We start from the raw sequence: 17539 nt of genomic DNA, 5'->3' as shown, positions 1-17539 counted from the left end.
AACGGCGTTAACTATGACTTTTTAAGTGACAGTTTTTCGCCTTTTAAGCTTTTACGAACGCTTGAAATACGTGAGCGATTTACTGCTCTCGCTTCACCGGTTGCTTGTCCTGATAACTTGTTAGAACGTGTACGGCGTAAATGCGCTGGTTTTTTACCAATTTTATCAATTAGTACTTCACGGTTACTTACTTCATAACCTTCTAAATATACACGTTTGATTTTTTGGCCGATTAGCGTTTCAATTTCAAACAAAGTGTTTTCTTCTTCACGGCTAACAAATGAGATTGCTTGACCTTGGCGACCAGCACGACCTGTACGGCCAATACGGTGAACGTAATCTTCTGCAAGCCAAGGTAAATCAATATTAATTACACGAGGTAAGCCATCAATATCGATACCACGAGCAGCGACTTCTGTAGCCACTAATACGCGTACCTTACCTTCTTTAAATTCACGTAAAGCACGACGACGGTTACCTTGAGATTTATCACCGTGGCAAACGCCTGCCGGAATACCATCAAGGTTAAGCTCTTTAACAAGCTCATCAGCTGTTTCTTTCATGTTTACGAAGACAAGCACTTGTTGCCAGTTTTTCTTACCAATCAATTCAGAAAGTAGCTCTTGCTTACGACGTTCTTCAACTGGGTAAACAACATGCTCAACGGTGCTTGCTGTACTGTTAGTTTGATCAACACGCACTATTTCAGCTTGTTTCAATACTTTAGATGCAAATTGTTTAATTGCTGCAGGGAATGTAGCAGAGAAAAGTAAAATCTGGCGCTCTTCTGCACAGCTTTTAATAACGTTTTGCATATCTTCAATAAAGCCCATATCAAGCATACGGTCAGCTTCATCAAGAACAAGGTGCTTAACACTTGCAAGGCTTAAGTTACCTAAACGAATATGATCAAATAAACGACCTGGCGTTGCAACAACAATATCTACACCTTCTTTTAAAGCATTTGCTTGGCCGGCAGTGCTAACACCACCAAATAAGCTAACGACTTTAAGTGATGTATGCTTTGCAAAATCTCTAAAATTATTTGCAATTTGTTCTGCAAGTTCACGCGTTGGAGCAAGTACTAATGCATGAGGTGCATTAGTTGTGCTGAGTTCAGACTCAACCAATTTTTGGATGATAGGTAAAGCAAACGCGGCAGTTTTGCCGGTACCAGTTTGTGCACTGGCTAAAACGTCTTTACCTTTACGGACAGCAGGAATTGCTGCGCGCTGAATGGGCGTAAGGGTGTGATAGTTAAGTTCGTCCAACGCCTGGATGATTTCAGGAGCGAAACTAAAAGATTTAAAATTCATGCTGTATAACCTACGGCCACATTATCAAGGGTCGCAAATTATACAGTAAAAACGAGCTAACAGTTAGTCATAACTTATCTTTTAACGTGTTTAATCTACTTTATAGCGTTTAAATATTAAAGAGGTGTTAATACCACCAAACGCAAAGTTATTACTCATCACGTAATCGGTATTAATCTCACGCCCTTGATGCCTTATGTAATCAAGCTGAGCACATTCGTCATCAACGTTATCTAAATTAATTGTTGGTGCAAACCAGTTATCAGCCATCATATTAATGCTTGCCCATGCTTCTATTGCACCACAAGCACCTAATGTATGCCCCAAATAACTTTTTAACGAGCTAATAGGTTTGCTGCCCAATGCTTTAAACGTTGCGTGAGACTCGGCAATATCACCTTTATCTGTTGATGTACCATGAGCATTAACGTAACCAATTTTTTCTGGTTCTAAATTGGCATCTTGCATTGCCATTTCTATCGCTAGTTGCATTGTTTTTGATGTTGGTTGAGTAACGTGCTGTCCATCAGAATTACAACCAAAACCAACCACCTCCGCTAATATTGTTGCTCCGCGCGCTTTTGCATGTTCGTATTCTTCTAAAATAAGTGTACCCGCGCCTTCGCCTATCACTAAGCCATCGCGATTTTTATCAAAAGGTCTTGGTGTTTGTTTTGGTGTTTCATTTTTTGTAGATGTTGCATAAAGCGTATCAAATACTGCAGCCTCTGTGATGCATAATTCCTCAGCTCCACCAGCCACCATTATTTTTTGTCGGCCAAACTTAATCGCTTCATAGGCGAAGCCTATTCCTTGAGATCCCGATGTACAAGCAGAGCTTGTTGTTATAACACGCCCTTTTAAACCAAAAAACACACCAACATTTACAGGGGCAGTATGCGCCATCATTTTAATGTAACTCGTGGCTGTTACGCCTGACATCGACCCCGTTTCCATCATATTTGCAAAGGCGAGTAGTGGCTCAGTAGAGCCCGTAGATGAGCCATACGCTATGCCCGTAGAGCCATCTGTTAGACTGTCGTGCTCTAGTAGTTTGGCTTGTTCAAGTGCGCATTCAGTAGCACGAGTTGACATAAGTGACACTCGCCCCATTGAACGGATTTGTTTTCGTTTGTAATGACTTGGTCGCTCAAAGTGTTTAACTGGCGCGGCTAAACGAGTATTGAGGTCGTCAGCTATATCCCACTCTGGCATAGTAACAACGGCATTTTCGCCTTTAATTAAGGCTTGTTTGAATTCAGACCAATCATCGCCCAATGCAGTGACCACCGACATCCCTGTTACAACAACGCGTTTAATCAAACCATGCCACCATTAACCGAAATCACTTGGCGTGTTATGTAAGCTGCATCATCAGACATTAAAAAAGCGACTGTTCCCGCAACTTCTTTAACGCTCCCCATGCGTTTAAGGGGTATCATTTTCATCATTTCATCAATAGGTAATTCATCAGTCATCGCGGTTTCTATTAAACCAGGTGCCACACAATTAACTGTGATTTTGCGTTTTGCCAATTCTAATGCAAGTGCTTTAGTGGCCCCAATAATACCGGCTTTTGCTGCACTATAATTTACTTGCCCTCGGTTACCTGCAATACCTGACACCGATGACATTGTAATTATTCGCCCACCTTTACGGCTTTGTACCATAGGCATTACAGTTGGGTGTACTACATTATAAAACCCATCAAGGCCTGTACGTATTACACAATCCCAGTCTTCCCCTTGCATAGCAGGAAATGCCATATCGTTAGTAATACCTGCATTACACACCACGCCATAATAAGCGCCATGCTGAGCTATATCTTCTATTATTTGTGCTTTGGTCTGCTCTCTGTCACATACATCAAATTGTAATAAACTGGTGGTTCTACCTAATGCATTAATTTCATCGCATGTTGCTTGAGCTTGCTCAACACCCGCTCTGCAATGTACTGCAATATCAAACCCTTGCTCAGCAAGTTTTAACGCAATAGCTTTACCAATACCACGGCTTGAACCCGTAACTAAAATTCTTTTTGTCATTGATTTTCTCTTATAAATTCCAACGGGTTTTCAGGCTGAAATACATTAATTTTTGCTTGGCAAAGTAGAGTTTCACACGCGAGTATTTGGCATTCAAATACACTTAAACCTGACTCTTCTTGATATAGCTTTTTCACTTCAATAGTCAGCTTACTGCCGTTTTTAAAACACGGTTGATAAGTTTGATATTTTCGCGTGCCAATTAAAAAACCAATTTTTACAGGTTTATTTTCATCATTCGCCAACGCACCAGCGTAAGCGGCAATAGACTGCGCCATGTACTCAACACCAATATAGCTAGGTACGCCGTTAATTACAGGACTAAAAAAAGGGCTTTGCTCAGTGATAGTAACGCCGCATTGAGCTTCATCTTCGCTGTGTGTTAAAAGGCTATCTATTAAAATCATAGGCGCATCATGCGGGACTACTTGCTCTATAGGGTAATTAGTCAACGTTAACTCCCAATATTAAGCTGGCATTATTACCGCCAAACGCAAATGAATTAGATAAGCAGTATTTAAGAGCGGGCTTAAACGCTTGTTTTATTATTTTTATATCAGCCAAATCACTGCCTTCTTTAATCGCATTATACGGCAGCATATGTTGGCCGCTGTCTTTTAATAATAACCAACATATACCGGCTTCAATGGCACCTGCAGCACCAAGAGTATGCCCTGTTAAATGCTTACTTGAGCTAAGCGGGGTATTGTTGCCAAACACGCGATTAATTGCAAGTGCTTCCATTTCGTCATTTTTTACAGTAGCCGTACCGTGAGCGTTAATATAATCAATATCACCACAGGATAACTTTGCGCTTTTTAGTGCTTTTTCCATTGAGGCTTGGGCGCCCATCCCATTAGGATCGGGGGCTGACATATGATGCGCATCTGAGCTTTCGCCACTGCCTAGTAACATAACGCCGTTATTTGTTATTGGCTTATTTTTAGTCATTACAAATAAAGCGGCCCCTTCACCAATATTAATGCCGTCTCTGGTGCTAGAAAAAGGCTGGCATAAACCCGAGCTTAAAGAAGCGAGCGAGTCAAAGCCATTAATTGTTAATTGGCACAAACTATCCGCACCACCACAAATTACCACATCGGCTAAATCAGCATTTAGCAAAGCTCGGGCGCTAATTAACGCTTTGCTACTCGACGTGCACGCAGTAGAAATACTGTAACAAGGCCCTAGAGCCCCTATTTTATGTGCAATGTAATGAGCGGGTGTAGCTAACTCTTGATCACTGTAACTAAAGTCATCAGGCCAGAGTTTTGTACTTTCATAGCTTTTACGTGCTCTTTCGCCATCATGAATACCTGATGTACTAGTACCCATTACAATTGCGATACGCGACTTATCAATATGCGAAAGTTTATCTAAGGTTGGCTTAATCTGCTCTAGAGCTAGATCAATAAATGTATTGATACGTTTATTATTTGATAAAGCAATAGACTGAACTTGCCCGACATACAGCGGAGTTTGCTCAGCACTTAAACTTTTATTTAAAGTTAATAAAGGAGTTGCAGGGTTATATTTATTTAAGCTTGTTGTGGTTGCATCTTGGCCTATGCCCATCGCACTCACAATGCCTAAATCATTCAGCCAATATGTCACTGTTCTACCTTTTTAAATGTTATTTGATACTGATGTAAAATATTGTTCAACGTTGTCGACTCATCACTATAGTCAATGGTAATAAATGTACCTTCATCGTTAAATACTTCCCGATTAGAGCCAACCTGCTCTATTAAAGCACCCTCTAACTGCTTTTGTAAAAATGCTACTGGCCAATGTACTAATGCAATATCCGCTAAAATATAATGAGGGTCTATCCCTTCTACCGCCAGCATATTTCGTGTTTTTACTGGGCCATTTAAAGGTTTTTCAAGCTCCATAATCGGAAAGCCTTGCACTGTCATTAACAATAACTTAATTGCACCTTTGTCATTTATAGCTAATTGGGCAAATACAGTGTGTGTGTTTTGCTGATTCGTAATATACAAAACATGCTGCCAAGACTTATCAAACATTTGTGCTGGCACACTATTAATATTTAATTGAATATTAGGTGATAGATACACTCTATTTTTAGATGCTGTAAAACTCGTACATGCGCTCAATACAGCAAATATAAATACACTACACACCACATACTTAATTAATTTTGACATAACTGAGCCAACACATTTAAACGGCGTTCACTTTGTGCAACAAATGGGTTATTTGTATCCCATGCGTAGCCCGCTAAAATAGCACTAATCATTTCTCGCACCTGAGTATTTTGTTCAGAGTAAAATATCACATCCTGAAAACGCGTATCGTACCACCCTGTTACAAATGTTCTAAAACAATCGACTCCAGCTTGTAATGGCTGTGCGTAGTGAGCGTCAAAATCGACGACTTCGTTTTTTAAATAGCGATCAACAAGTGGGGCAACTAAATTTGCAGATTTGAGTGCAATTGTTACACCTGATGAAAATACCGGGTCTAAAAATTCCCCCGCATTACCCAATAAAGCAAAGTGCTTACCATATAACTTACTCACATTTGCCGAGTAGCCTTTTATATTTTTTGCTGGAGTTAATAACTCACGCTGTGCTAACAGTGTTTTTAAATAAGGGTCTTGCTCTATAAATTGATTTAGTAAATCGCTAGATTCATCATCATTAAAACGCTCTGACTGCGCCACAACCCCAATACTCGCAGTACCATCACTAAAGGGAATAAGCCAATACCACACGTCTGAATATTGAGGGTGTACGGTAATCAAAATTTTATTTCGATCGAAGCTTGTATCACTAATATTGTCTTTAAAGTGACTAAAATAAGCGCTTCGAACAGGAAAGTTAGAAGGAAGCTCTAAATCTAACAATTTTGGTAATACACGCCCAAAGCCACTTGCGTCCAATACAAATCGGGCATTAACGCGATAAGCTTGCTGCTGCTCATTGTGTACCACTAATGATGCACCATTTGGCTCATCACAGTAGTCAACCACCGTGTGCTTATATCTGATTTCTACGCCTTGTCCTTGTGCTTTGTCTGCTAATAATTTGTCAAAGTCGGCTCTTTTCACTTGATACGTAGTGCCTGGGCCTTTAGTAAATTTTTCAGTGAAATTTATAGTTGTATTTTGCCCTGCCCGATGAAAAGCAGCGCCATCTTTAAACTGAAAACCTAAAGCCGCTGCATTGTTATGTAGTGTATCGATTAAGCCCGCGTCTTCTAAGTACGCCATACATTGCGGCAGTAAGCTTTCACCAATTGAAAAACGTGGAAACGCATGCTGTTCAAGTACCAGTACCCGCCATCCCTTTTGAACTAAAAGACTACTAGCCAATGCACCAGAAGGCCCAGCGCCAATAACAACAACATCGTACTGCTCAAGGTTATTCAAATTATTGTTCCTTTTGAGGCTTTAAAACACTCAGCGGTGATAAAAAGTAAATAGCTAAAATCCCTACCATTACACTCAGCCCAAAGCTAAAAATAGCAGGGGTTTCAGAGGCACTCAGCATGCCAAATACCCACATTGATGACGCAGCCGATAAGCTAATCGCTAACACATTTTTGGGCTCTAACTTATTTATTTGATAAAAAACGAGGTAATCAATTGCTAAGGCAATAACAAGTAACGCACCGAGTAAATTAAATAACGACAAGCTACCTTGAATCGCATTACATACCCAAAGCATGCTCAACACCACAACAGATAAAATGGTCACCTGCAGCAGCGCTATCTTAATCGTAAATCGCCAACTAAAAAGCAGCCAACTAATAAAACCCGCAAGCACTAGGCTTAATAGTAAATATTCACGGTAATCACTTAATAAAGCACTAATTTGTTTAGGTTTATTATAAAGGTAAATTCCATTATTTTTTTCAACCTCATTAATTAGTTGATCAGATGAAATACCCGAAATAGACACCCACGTTATCGATTGTTCTGACTCAACAACCATTTGAGAAAGCAGTAATGGTTTAAATGTACTCGTGGCGAGTGTTTCATAAGTTAATAACGGTGCCTTTGTACTTACTAACGCTTGCCCTGTAACGCGCTCTGCAATATCCAAAGTCCCTTTGTTTTTAGCCTGTTCAAACAAGGCTTGGTTATCGCTCTGCTTTTGTAAACTAGGCAACCAATGGCTAATGCTATTATGTTTAAAATTAGGGTTTAGTTGGGTTAAGCGTTTCAAAAATTGTTCTTGTTTTTGTAAAAGCGCTTCGTCGCTATCTGCAAACATAAAAACAATTTGGCTATCCCATTGCCCAAGTAATAACAAATGCTTTTTTTCGTTTAGCATTAAATGTTCGGAGCTTGCATTTAATAGCTTTACATCGTCATTAAAACTAATAGGTTTTATTAAAAATAACGCACTTATAAGGACTAATAACGTAATGAGTATTGGTTTTTTTAAACTATTGCAGTATAAAAAAACCTTAATGAGCTTTTGACTCATCAATAAACTCGAAGGCGATAATGTGAGTGTAGATTGCCACAATGGCAAAACTAAAACTGTAAATAGCCAAGCACTCACTAAACCCGCAATAACAAACACGCCAACTTGAGATAATAACGTTAGTGGCGCACCTAGTAAGCAGCAATAACCCAACGTAGTCGTAATAAGAGACAGTAAAAGCGCAGATTGAGTCCCTTTGCTGTAGCCTTTTTCATGCTCTTTTTTGGCTAAGTCAGTCATACCATGAAATGCATAATCAATGGCAATACCAATCAAGGTAACTGCAAAAACAAGCGTTAATAAATGAATAGTCTTAAACAGCAACACCATAGCGATAGCGCCGCCAATAAGTGCACTCAGTACGGTAAAGCTTGCTAATAAAATACTGTTTAAACGCCTAAACACCCAAAATACCATAGCAATAAGGGCTAATAAGCTAATGCCACCAAACAGGCTCATCTCGTATTTAGCTTGTTTAGCATTTTCAGCCGTATGAAATAGCACACCAGAGTAAGTAATGCTTAAATCAGGGTAGGTTTTATTAAGTATATTAATCTGTTTAATTATCGAGCCAGCTAAATCAATTGATTTATTAACCCCTAAATTTTCGGGCGCTAAGTTTGCCAAAATGACACGGTATTCAACGCCTTTTAAACGTCGAGTTAAACGACCTTGTTCAAGCGTAAACAATTGGCTTTGTTTTAAGTTATCTTCTATAAATGCCGCTAGGCTCAAACTTGTATCTTTGCTTAAGGTAGCACTTACAAATGGGTTGCCTAACTGATTTAATTGCTCAAGGTAATAATGTTCAAACGTTGTTTTTTTGCTTAATGTTTGCTTGTAAGTATCACTTAATAACGCATGTTTGAAAGGTGAGAATGTTTGCGCTAAATCGTTAACGGACGGAAAGTTAAATGTGCTTTTAATTGCATTATCGTCGAGCCATTTTTGGAAATCATCAAATGCTTTATTTTTATTATTTCCTGCAAACGAGAACATAATACGGTTAGCATTTTGCTGAAAAAAAACATCTTCCGCATGTGCAATTTGGGAGTGCGACTTTGGCAATAAGCTAAACATATCGGCGCTAAACGTTGGTTTAGACAGCCAAAAAGCTGCAGCAAAAAGTAAAATTAAACTGCTAAACCACCCTACAATAACGGTAATTCGTTTTGTCACTGCACTATTCCCTTAATTAACCACTGCATTATTTAAAAACATAATTTTATTTGGAATAAGTAAACTCAATTTTTGTGTTATTTCCTGAGTGCTCATTTAGTGTAATACTGCTCACTTGCTTAGCAGTTTCACATAAAATAAAATCACTAAATAATTGCTGTAGCATCGCTTCTTTTGGTATTAACTGTGTGCAACTGTCTTGCATTTTAGCAATGTCAAAACGTGTTTCCAGAGCACTCATATTTACGCTAAGTAAGTCACTCAGTAATCCTACAAATTGCTCGCTACCGGGTTGTGGTATTAACTCACCATTGGCATTTTGTGCAAGCACTTTGCCGTTTTCTATTATGAGCATACTCTCAACAGGCATTTTCACTTGCCAAATTAGCTTTTCATCAATTAACGAAAAAACACCCGACGAAATAAAAGGCTTAGCAAATCCATTAAATTGCTTATATTGCTTAAACTCACCTTTAATAACTGCTGCATTTACTACAGAGCAAAACAGTAAAAAGCTAATGGCTATGCTCAATGTAAAACATTTTAAAAAATTCATTTAATCGCCTATAAAATAAAAATTTAATTCAAAACCGCTTTTAACTTATTAAATAAAATAGCGGGTGATTCAAATTGCATTTCTTTGGAGCTAACCTCAACCGCAACTTGCGTGGTTGAGGCTTTAGTAAGGCGCTTATTAGTTAGCGAGTCAATGATTACGTAATCAATCCGTAGTCTATTCTCGTATTCTTTTAAATAAGCCGCTACTTTAATTTTTTGAGTAAATACTGCTGAGGCGACATACTTTATTTGCATATCAACAATAGGCCACGCGTAGCCCGATTCATGCATTTGTGGGTAATCATAATCAAATAAACGCAGTAACTCGCAGCGCGCTACTTCTAAGTAACGTGGGTAGTTACCATGCCATACAACATTCATTGGATCGCAGTCATGAAATGGAATTTCAATTTCTACAACATGCGTTAATAATGCACCTTTACTATTCATACAACGCCCAACGTTTAGTTTGAATATACCCTATTGTTTGCCTTAGCACGGCTTCCATTGGTCTATCCTCAGTGAGGTTTTCAAAGTAATCAGTTATATCGGTATACATGTTTTGCATATCTTGCGTTAAAGTCGAAAACTCAAGATCGCCTTGTTTTATACGCAATCTAACACCTTGAATACTTGCTAATAACGTACTTGCTAACACTTGTTCTGTTAGCTGTAAAATACGTAAACAATCGCGAGACGCAATAGTCCCCATACTCACTTTATCTTGATTATGACACTCTGTAGAGCGAGAAAAAACGCTGGCCGGCATGGTTAGCTTTAATGCTTCAGCAGTGTAAGCACTACAGCCAATTTGAACCGCTTTAAAACCATGATTAATATAACGGCGCTCTGGTGCACTATCAGACAAGTTTGAAGGTAGCCCATTGTTGTACTTAGTATCAACCAAAGAAGCGATTTGTCTGTCTGCTAAATCAGCAAGGTTTGCAACGGCTGTTTTCATGCTATCCATTGCCATTGCAATGTGGCCTCCGTAAAAATGCCCGCCGTGTAATACATGCTCACCTTGGCCGTCAATTATTGGGTTATCGTTTGCTGAGTTAAGCTCGTTTTCTATCATGTGCCTAAAAAACGGCAGACTGTCTTGCAGAACACCAATAACATGGGGTGCACAACGGATTGAATACCTATCTTGAAGTCTGTCTGCATTACGAGGGTGATCGTGATGGTTTAAATCTTCTCTTATCCAATGTGCAATTTGTTGCTGCCCAGGATGTGGCTTAACTGAAAATAATATCTCATCAAAATGATGGCTATTTCCTTTAAGCGCTAAACTTGATAATGCAGTAATACGGCTCGCCAGTTTAGCTAAGTAATTAGCCCTATCAAACGCTAAACACGCTAATGCAGTCATTACCGCTGTGCCATTCATAACGGCAAGACCTTCTTTTGGCCTTAGTGTTAGTGGTTCTAAGCCAACTTCTTTCATAACTTCTGCACTGTTACGTACTTGGTCTTTGTAAAACACATCACGCTCGCCTACCATCGCACCTGCAACGTAAGATAACGGTGTTAAATCGCCACTAGCACCTACAGACCCTTCTTGCGGGATCACAGGCACTATATCGTTATTTAAGTAATCTTTAAGTAGGTGCAGCATTTCCCAGCTAATACCAGAGTAGCCCTGTGAAAGTGATGTTAAGCGGGTCGCTAAAATTGCACGCCCTTGAACTTTATTAAATACATCCCCGAGTCCACAGCCGTGAAAGCGAGTTAAATGCAGAGGTAATTCATCAACTAAATCAAGGGGTACAGCCACCGTTACAGAATCACCGTAACCAGTAGTAACGCCGTAAATCACGCCATCTTCTTTTAAAAGTGTGTCTAAAAAACGCAAAGCGCTATTAATTTTAACGCTAAAAGTTTCACAGCTATTTAATTGCACTTGTGTTTCATTAAAGGCAACTCGAACAATATCTTCAATTGATAATCGCTGATTGCCAAAAAGCTGTATATTTTGTTCAGTCACACTTGTTCTCCATTGATTGATCGCGCACTACCTGCTGATCACTTTTCCAAAAATCGTAAAAATTAAACCACTGATAAGGATATAAAGCTGCGTAATAACTCAAACGCTGTGCATAGTCAGTAATAATAAGTGTTAGCGCCTGCTGTCGCTCTCGTCGAGGCATTTTTAATGACTGGCTGTAATGTTCAAATATCACTTGATACTTTTTGCTTTTTTTATCTTTTAAACAAAACAAAAAGTAAACAGGGCAATCAAGCAGCGCGGCTAATATAAAAGGCCCCTGTGAAAATGGGGCATTTTTGCCTAAAAACGGTACCTGTACCGACCGAGAAGCCGTTGTTGTGCTTGTTCTGTCACCAACAATAACGATTATTTCTCCCTGCTCTACTTTTTCTTTTAGTAAAATAGCTAATTCAGGCCCCATATCAGTCACTTGTATTAAATTAACCGACACATCTGGGTTAATCTTTTTAAGCATTTTATTAAATTCAACAGCGTGATGGGTAAACACCAGTACATTTATTTTTTTACTGCTGCGGTGCTGGCTAAGTGCCCTGCACACCTCTAAATTACCCAAGTGGGAACCTATAAAAATAGCCCCTTGATTTTGCTCATCTAGCTCAGCAAATAAATGCTCATTAGTGTATTTAATATCACGTTGGGTTATTCGCCCAAGCCAAGCATCAATTTTATCTAATGCGCTATCTGCAAAACTGCAAAAGTGCGTTAATTGCATTTTAAACGTAACAGGTTGTTTACTGCCTTGGTAAACATTAACCTGCGCTAAAAACGCTTTAGATGCTACACGCGCTACTTTTCCTGTTAAAAAAAGATAAAAAACCACAGGAAACAAAACAATCCACAGCCCTTTTCTACCCAGTAATTTATGAGCAAATAACAGTATTTGAATACCTAAGAAATTACCGCGCTCTTGCATTTTAGACCAGTGTTTAGCCGCCATAACGCCTCTTTAATTTATGCCAAATTAACACAGGAGAGCGAATCAACATTCCAAAAAACAAGCGGGTGTGTAACCACGAAATACGCACGTTATCGTGTAATGGCTGAAAATGAGAAAGCCCATTTTCGGGGTAAATTACTTGGCTAGGTAAAAATACAAAAGGCACATTGCGCCAATATAAACGCACTAAAATTTCGGGGTCAAAATCCATGCGTTTTCCAAGCGATACCTCATCAATTAGCTTTGTACTTTGCTCAAGCGGATACACTCTAAAGCCACACATTGAATCTACAATTGTAAAACTTAACGTTTCAATCCATACCCAAACATGCGTTAAATAACGTGCTAAATAACGGTGTTTAGGCACTGAATCGTCATATATTGGGCAACAGCTTATAAGCGCTTTAGGCTGAGCGTTTGAAAGCGCTATTAGTTTTTTAATATCAGATAAGTCATGCTGCCCATCTGCATCAATCTGTATCGCATGCGAAAAACCTAGCTTATGTGCCTGCTTTAAGCCTGTTTGTACCGCGCCGCCTTTGCCTTGATTATCGTCGTGGGCAACTACACTCAACTGCGCGTGTTTTGCATCGAGCTTACTGAACACATTTTTAGCTTCGGCGTTGCTTGCGTCATCAACCATAATAATAGGAAGATTAAATGACGATAATTGGCTCAGTACATCATCAATAACCGTAACGTGATTATAATTTGGGATAACAATACAAAAGTTATTCATTTATCAGGCTATCAAAAACAACACGGCCAGATGCATGCTGTCCTTTGTTTGAATTATACGAAAAGGTATATTTATTCTCTGCTTTTTGCTCAAGTAATAATTCGATTGTTATACCTGGGGTAATCACTACCTGAAATTTTAATACTTCAACATTTTTAACAGGTTGCTGAACACTATAATATTTACAAATTGCAGCCACAGCCCAGTCTAATTGCACAACACCTGCGAGTATTGGGCCATCCGTAAAATGTCCTTTGAAATAATCTAAATCATGAGGAACTAGTAAGCTTAATTTATACTTTTGCTCTGCTTTTTCACAAGACAGTAAATCAGGCTGTGTTTTAGTCAACTTTTGCAAAAAGACTCTCCAATGCTTTTAAATTTAACTTTGCCTGTGAGTTGTATGGTAATTGATCTACAAAACGCCACTTTTTAGGGATACAAATTCGCTCAAAGCGCGCTAATGCATGCGCTTTTAATAAATTATTTGTAGCTAACTTACCGTCACCATTAAAAAACATCTGCCCTTTATGCGTAAGCACAACAATAGCGCCTACAATTAACCGCTCACCAGGCAAGGCGATTACTTTAGCTTCACTTACCCACTCACTAGTACACAAATGTTGTTCTAGCTCATCTAAACTTAATCGTTTTTCTTCTAATTTTATAATTCGATCGAATCGGCCTAATAATCTAAATTGACCATTTTTAAGTACTTCGCCTCTATCATCTAAAGGGTAATTTTTGTCGCGAACGAGCGGTGAGTTTAAAATTAAACGCTGATCGTCCAAAGCCCGTACTTTAATACCCGAAAAAGGCTGCCAAAGGCTAACCTTTTCGAGTGAAGTAACTTGTCGATATGCGATACCACCGGTTTCGGTACTACCAAAAACTTGTGTAACTGGTTTATTTAATTGCGTAAACAACGATACAGCATCTTCGTTTAATAGCGGTCCACCTGATGAGAAAATCCATTGTAAATGAGACTTATCATCCACTAAAACATTATCAATACATAACCGTTTTAACTGCGCTGGGCTTGAAACAAACACTACTTTTTTAAATAACTTGAGCTTTGTAGCTATATGTTCTGGGTAATGCAATAGCTCTGTATTTACAACCTTTCCTGCACGTAATGGCCACAATAATCTAAACAATAAGCCGTATATATGCTGATGCGAAACACTCGCTATAAAAATAGGATTATCAATCAGTGCGTAGCTATTAATTAATGTACTTAATTCTTTATTTATTACCTGCCACGTTTTTACAATTGGCTTTGCTTTACCCGACGAGCCCGACGTGTAAAAAACAATTGTGCCTTCTTGAGGCCATTTAATTGTTTCAATAGATACAAAGTGAGGTTGATTGACTAAGGTGCCTATATCTAAAAAATCAGCCTCTAAATCGGCTACTAATTCAGACTCACCAATAAAAAAAGGTGTTTGTTTAAGCAAGGAGTTTAACGTTGCAGGTTGCCCATTAGGCGGCAAAATCACTGTGTTTCCGTGTAGTGCCAAAGCAAATAAGTACACGGCAAATTTGTAGGTGTCTGTGGTGTATAAAACAACCGATGATTTAGCATTTAACGTTGATAGCTTTGCTAAAACTTCATTTATATCACTAACAAACTGACGCTCCGAAATATCATTATCAGTATGATTAAAACATGTTCTTATCGCATTACTTTGAAAAGCATTAAACACCGGCGTTCCTTTTTACTTTTTGTCTGACTAGCCACTCTATAGCAAACAATGTGCCCATAGCTAAGTAAGCAATAAAACCATTATAAAAAGCCCAGGTTTCTAGGCTACTAAAAATACTGGTGTACAGGGCAATACCACCGTTTAATACAAAAAACACACACCACACTAGCGTTACTTTTTTTGTATAAATTAGAGCGTTTTCATCAAGTGAGGGCTCAGTAATGCGCGCAAAGGTTTCAATAATAGAAGGCCCTTTATACAAAGAATACGCAAACACAACTAACATAACTAAATTAATGACTACGGGATACAAACGCAGCCCTAAATCGCTATCCATTACCTTGGAAATCAAAATAGTAATGGCTGCTAAAAATGTAGCGGGCTTTAACCACGGCATTTTATCAAATAAGGCTCTGCTTAACCAAAGTCTAAGCCCGAGTAAAAATAGCAGTAATACTGTAATAATCTGACTATTAAAACGCGTAAGGCCTACGTACACAATAATAGGGTAGCAAGCCAAGCAAATCATAATTAACGTTGTTAAAACTGCTTTTAACATAGTATTAGTTAACTAACTTTTCTATTTCGGTGACTATGTCTTGCACTGTGCGCACAAGCTTAAAGGCATCAGGCTCAATTTTTTTACCTGTGATTTCTCTTAATTTTACAACTAAGTCAACTGCATCAATACTGTCTAAATCAAGATCTTGGTACAGGTTAGCCTCTAAGCTAATATCTTCTGGGTCTATTTCAAATTCGTTTTCTAAAATGCCGTGTAATACATCATAAATTTCAGCAGCGGTTTTCATCTTTCTTCCTACTTTTATATATTAAGAACGTGCTTGTTCAATAAATTTTGCTAAAGAATTAACTGAGGCAAAGTGCGCTTTAGTTTGATCAGAGTTTGCATCTATTTTCACATCAAATTGCTTCTTTATCGCAAGACCAAGCTCTAATGCATCTATGCTGTCTAGTCCTAGGCCATCTACAAATAAAGCGTCATCATCTTGTATGTCAGCAGTGGTCATGTCTTCAAGGTCAAGGCTTGAGATAATCAGTTGTTTTATTTGTTCTTTTAATTCGCTCATATATTTTTTAGCTCTTGTGTAAAATAATGTTGTAAATCTTTAGTCAATTGGCGTGATTGCATCGCAGGCATATCGCTGTCGTACGTTGCACAATTAAACTGCTGGCTCGCAAGCCCCATTGTAAAATGCGCCTGATATGGCGCGACCTTATACCAAGGTGTGCCTTTGGTTAAAGTGTTTGGCTTCATTTTAATTAAAAAAGTAGTAATGGGCGCATGACATCTAATTGCAATATTTGCAGCGCCTCGTTTAAACTTTAATGTTTTGTGAGGCTCTGTCCGTGTCCCTTCAGGAAATACAATTAAGTTATTACCCTTTTGCAAACTGCGCTCGCATTCTCGTAATAGCTCCTGCGGATCGTCATTACTTATATAGCCGGTGCTTTTAATAACGCCGCGCATAAAAGGATTTTTAAATAAATGCGCCTTTACTACGCAATCTGCATTTTTTACTACCGAAATTAAAACAACAACATCAATTAAAGAAGGATGGTTTGCTAATATCAGTTGCCCTTTTAAGCCTTCAATTTTTGCTTTATCGTTAACATGAAATCGAATAACGCCCGTTACATGCATTAAACTAACAAACCATTTGAAGCTGTAATGTACTGTTTTTCGAGCCTTAATCTTTTGTTTAACTGAGTCACTTTGAAATAGGCGCTGAGCAGGAAAAACAATAAAGGCTAATACTAAACCACCAACCCCAAAAACTGAAAAGCAAAATGCAGTAGCAATAATCCGCCAAATCAACCCACATAGCCTTTGTACATTTTTAAGCATGGTATGTAAGCTGCCAATCGTGCTCAAGCCTGTTATGAACAAGTAATATATTGCTTCGCTCATACAAAGCTTTAGCGCATTGAATACTCATTGGTAAGTCGCTTTTTTCCATGCCCGTATTAAATACTTTGTTTAAACTAAAATGGGGTTCGCCTTTTTGCGGCGCTCTTATTATTAAACCAATAGAGTGTGCTATTTGCTGTTCATCGGCGTACTGAGCGTAAATATCGGGGAGAGTCTCGTCGGTATGAACTATTAACATGTGTTGCTGATCGTTATCAGCAAGTCTTACAAAGCCATCTACGAGTGCATAAATAAAGCTTTCGGCTCCTGCAGCTATAGCATTTGTAGCACTTGTATTACCCTGTATTATCCCAAAAAGTCCCGATGCGGCATTATGCACACTTAACCCAAAACCAGTGGGCGACAGTGGCTGATCATTTACTACATCAATAAGTAAGTTAGACGTTTTGTGAAAATCACCGTGGCGAGAAGAAAAAACACTCGGTAAATTAACATAGTTACCTTGAGTGCTTACTTGATGAGCACTAAAGAGTGCCATTTTAATAAAGGAAGTCATTCGGCGTCGCTGCATAGCAGGCACCCAACTAAGATTTAATACGGAGGAATCAAACCAATTACTCTCTTTTATTTGTCGCTGTTCGGGCTTTATCCATATAGCGAGTTCTTCAACAACAAATTTCACAGCTCTGCATATTTT

General features: G+C 38.7%; 20 protein-coding genes. All 20 read right to left on the bottom strand.

Annotated features, from left to right (window positions below):
* Positions 1 to 11: 11 nt before the first annotated feature.
* The 20 genes from QL995_RS00990 to QL995_RS00895 all read right to left on the bottom strand — a co-directional run bounded on the left by QL995_RS00990 (position 12) and on the right by QL995_RS00895 (position 17524).
* Positions 12 to 1316, bottom strand: a complete 1305-nt coding sequence (locus QL995_RS00990; RefSeq protein WP_002958629.1) for a DEAD/DEAH box helicase — start codon at positions 1314 to 1316, stop codon at positions 12 to 14.
* Between the two features lie 90 nt (positions 1317 to 1406).
* On the bottom strand, positions 1407 to 2636 hold the full coding sequence (locus QL995_RS00985) for a beta-ketoacyl-ACP synthase (protein ID WP_290292448.1): 1230 nt from the start codon (positions 2634 to 2636) through the stop codon (positions 1407 to 1409).
* A complete protein-coding gene (gene fabG, locus QL995_RS00980; RefSeq protein ID WP_290291751.1) occupies positions 2636 to 3361 on the bottom strand; it encodes a 3-oxoacyl-ACP reductase FabG in 726 nt (241 codons plus the stop codon). The genes QL995_RS00985 and fabG overlap by 1 nt, the downstream gene beginning before the upstream one ends.
* On the bottom strand, positions 3358 to 3813 hold the full coding sequence (locus QL995_RS00975) for a hotdog family protein (RefSeq protein ID WP_197161306.1): 456 nt from the start codon (positions 3811 to 3813) through the stop codon (positions 3358 to 3360). The genes fabG and QL995_RS00975 overlap by 4 nt, the downstream gene beginning before the upstream one ends.
* Positions 3806 to 4975: a beta-ketoacyl-ACP synthase gene (locus QL995_RS00970; protein ID WP_007580801.1), complete on the bottom strand. Its 1170-nt coding sequence runs from the start codon at positions 4973 to 4975 to the stop codon at positions 3806 to 3808. Before QL995_RS00970 ends, QL995_RS00975 begins: the two co-directional genes overlap by 8 nt.
* The gene (locus tag QL995_RS00965; RefSeq protein ID WP_024591750.1) at positions 4972 to 5532 is read right to left on the bottom strand and encodes a DUF3261 domain-containing protein; all 561 of its coding nucleotides are present in this window, start codon (positions 5530 to 5532) and stop codon (positions 4972 to 4974) included. The genes QL995_RS00970 and QL995_RS00965 overlap by 4 nt, the downstream gene beginning before the upstream one ends.
* Positions 5520 to 6758, bottom strand: a complete 1239-nt coding sequence (locus tag QL995_RS00960; RefSeq protein WP_290291742.1) for an NAD(P)/FAD-dependent oxidoreductase — start codon at positions 6756 to 6758, stop codon at positions 5520 to 5522. Before QL995_RS00960 ends, QL995_RS00965 begins: the two co-directional genes overlap by 13 nt.
* Before the next feature lies 1 nt (position 6759).
* The gene (locus tag QL995_RS00955) at positions 6760 to 9000 is read right to left on the bottom strand and encodes a transporter (RefSeq protein ID WP_290291740.1); all 2241 of its coding nucleotides are present in this window, start codon (positions 8998 to 9000) and stop codon (positions 6760 to 6762) included.
* Positions 9001 to 9046: 46 nt separating this feature from the next.
* On the bottom strand, positions 9047 to 9556 hold the full coding sequence (locus tag QL995_RS00950; protein ID WP_290291737.1) for an outer membrane lipoprotein carrier protein LolA: 510 nt from the start codon (positions 9554 to 9556) through the stop codon (positions 9047 to 9049).
* 23 nt (positions 9557 to 9579) lie between these two features.
* Entirely contained in the window at positions 9580 to 10008 is a 429-nt protein-coding gene (locus QL995_RS00945) for an acyl-CoA thioesterase (protein ID WP_290291735.1), read from the bottom strand.
* Complete coding sequence (locus QL995_RS00940) at positions 10001 to 11545, bottom strand: aromatic amino acid ammonia-lyase (protein WP_290291732.1); 1545 nt, start codon at positions 11543 to 11545, stop codon at positions 10001 to 10003. The genes QL995_RS00945 and QL995_RS00940 overlap by 8 nt, the downstream gene beginning before the upstream one ends.
* Positions 11538 to 12506, bottom strand: coding sequence for an acyltransferase (locus tag QL995_RS00935; protein ID WP_290291729.1), 969 nt, complete (start codon positions 12504 to 12506; stop codon positions 11538 to 11540). Before QL995_RS00935 ends, QL995_RS00940 begins: the two co-directional genes overlap by 8 nt.
* The gene (locus QL995_RS00930; protein WP_166376548.1) at positions 12496 to 13245 is read right to left on the bottom strand and encodes a glycosyltransferase family 2 protein; all 750 of its coding nucleotides are present in this window, start codon (positions 13243 to 13245) and stop codon (positions 12496 to 12498) included. Before QL995_RS00930 ends, QL995_RS00935 begins: the two co-directional genes overlap by 11 nt.
* Entirely contained in the window at positions 13238 to 13603 is a 366-nt protein-coding gene (locus tag QL995_RS00925) for a thioester dehydrase (protein WP_290291723.1), read from the bottom strand. The genes QL995_RS00930 and QL995_RS00925 overlap by 8 nt, the downstream gene beginning before the upstream one ends.
* The gene (locus tag QL995_RS00920) at positions 13587 to 14951 is read right to left on the bottom strand and encodes an AMP-binding protein (protein ID WP_169061406.1); all 1365 of its coding nucleotides are present in this window, start codon (positions 14949 to 14951) and stop codon (positions 13587 to 13589) included. The genes QL995_RS00925 and QL995_RS00920 overlap by 17 nt, the downstream gene beginning before the upstream one ends.
* Entirely contained in the window at positions 14944 to 15510 is a 567-nt protein-coding gene (locus QL995_RS00915) for a hypothetical protein (protein WP_290291717.1), read from the bottom strand. The genes QL995_RS00920 and QL995_RS00915 overlap by 8 nt, the downstream gene beginning before the upstream one ends.
* 4 nt (positions 15511 to 15514) lie before the next feature.
* Complete coding sequence (locus QL995_RS00910; RefSeq protein WP_002958648.1) at positions 15515 to 15760, bottom strand: acyl carrier protein; 246 nt, start codon at positions 15758 to 15760, stop codon at positions 15515 to 15517.
* A gap of 21 nt (positions 15761 to 15781) precedes the next feature.
* Entirely contained in the window at positions 15782 to 16039 is a 258-nt protein-coding gene (locus tag QL995_RS00905) for a phosphopantetheine-binding protein (RefSeq protein WP_007580830.1), read from the bottom strand.
* The gene (locus QL995_RS00900; RefSeq protein ID WP_180961397.1) at positions 16036 to 16818 is read right to left on the bottom strand and encodes a lysophospholipid acyltransferase family protein; all 783 of its coding nucleotides are present in this window, start codon (positions 16816 to 16818) and stop codon (positions 16036 to 16038) included. The genes QL995_RS00905 and QL995_RS00900 overlap by 4 nt, the downstream gene beginning before the upstream one ends.
* A complete protein-coding gene (locus QL995_RS00895) occupies positions 16811 to 17524 on the bottom strand; it encodes a beta-ketoacyl synthase chain length factor (protein WP_290291713.1) in 714 nt (237 codons plus the stop codon). Before QL995_RS00895 ends, QL995_RS00900 begins: the two co-directional genes overlap by 8 nt.
* Between the last annotated feature and the right edge of the window lie 15 nt (positions 17525 to 17539).

Origin of the sequence: Pseudoalteromonas sp. APC 3358 (genome assembly GCF_030408075.1) — a bacterium.
In the GTDB taxonomy this organism is placed as follows: domain Bacteria; phylum Pseudomonadota; class Gammaproteobacteria; order Enterobacterales; family Alteromonadaceae; genus Pseudoalteromonas; species Pseudoalteromonas arctica.
This window is presented reverse-complemented; position numbering and strand designations above follow the sequence as displayed.